1 protein-coding gene is annotated in these 1,226 nt (G+C 54.5%); it reads right to left on the bottom strand.

Annotation, left to right across the window (positions count from 1 at the left end):
• Window positions 1-295 precede the first annotated feature (295 nt).
• Window positions 296-1,226, bottom strand: a 931-nt coding sequence (locus WH277_RS05315; protein WP_339504839.1) for a sensor domain-containing diguanylate cyclase, incomplete at its 5' end; no start/stop codon positions are given.

The raw sequence follows: 1,226 nt of genomic DNA, 5'->3' as shown, positions 1-1,226 counted from the left end.
TTTCTGTCTCTCCAGCAACCCCCCGACCTCAATGTCATCGGCAGGGCAATAAAAGACTTTAGCAAAACATGAGTATTGCTCTGTTCATGCCTCATCCCTTGAGGGCTAGAACCATATATACGTTGCCAGGCAGTATGCCAGTGTCAGTGACAGCAGAATCAGCTCTGCAGGTTTAATCAGGTACATGACAGGTCCGTACAATTCAGGATGAGTGCTACTTACATCGGTCTCTTTCACTGAAACTTTAGGGATACCTGCCCGGAAACAGGTCAGTCCAGGCAATGTGGAGGGTCGGTTAAAGCGACTGACCACAGACCTGACGCTGTTTGCGGCGCCCTTTATCTTCGTACATGGCGGCGTCCGCATCGCGCACGGCGCTGTCCGGGGTGCTGAGCTGCGGGTCCACGTGAATGATGCCGATGCTGGCACCGGCATAGTCTATCTTCGTGCCCGACAGATGATAGCGGCCGCTCAACAGTGATGAAAGACGGTTCTTGAATGCAGTCACGGCGGTAGGCTGGGCGTTTGAAACAGCAAGGGTGGCGATAATAAATTCGTCACCCCCCAGGCGTCCCAGAACGTCATCATCGTGCACCAGCTCTTTCAGACGCTGGCCGATGGCCTGCAAAAATTCATCACCGGTTTTATGTCCGTATCGGTCATTAATCTGCTTGAATCCATCGAGGTCGATAAAGGCCATCAGCAGATGATGCGTATCGCTACGTGCGAGTGAAAACAGTTTTGGCAGCTTAGCAAACACGGCCCGCCGGTTTGGCAGGCCAGTGAGCTCATCGGTGTGGCTCACTGCCGTTAGCGCGGCGTTGGCTTCCTGCAGTTCTTCCAGCAGCTGTTCTTTACGAATGTACTGGGAAATCAGCTCGGCAAAGAGCTGAAGCACCTGCTCCGCACGATCTGAAAGTTCCCGAGACTCTGAGCTTGCTGCGCATAGCGTGCCATAAATCGCACCGTCACCCAGCCACACCGGGGTACTGACATAAGTGGTGATCCCCAGCGCTTTCGCGGCTTCGGAGTCCCCCCAGACTGCCGGAACATCGCAGGTATAACGGCGGCCCTCGTCCAGAGCGCGTTTACACAGGGTATCTTCCCAGGGAACAGACAGCCCTTCAGGGATCTGCATCGTTTGGCTGTTGCGCGCGTAAACGATGTGTTGCTTGATGCCGTCTGCATCAATATGGGTCAGGTAGGTGGATTCCATATCCGTCACC

This window comes from Erwinia sp. MYb416, from assembly GCF_037479575.1.
Lineage (GTDB): Bacteria > Pseudomonadota > Gammaproteobacteria > Enterobacterales > Enterobacteriaceae > Erwinia > Erwinia rhapontici.
Note: the sequence above shows the minus strand (reverse complement) of the source record. Positions and strands in the feature narration are given on the sequence as shown.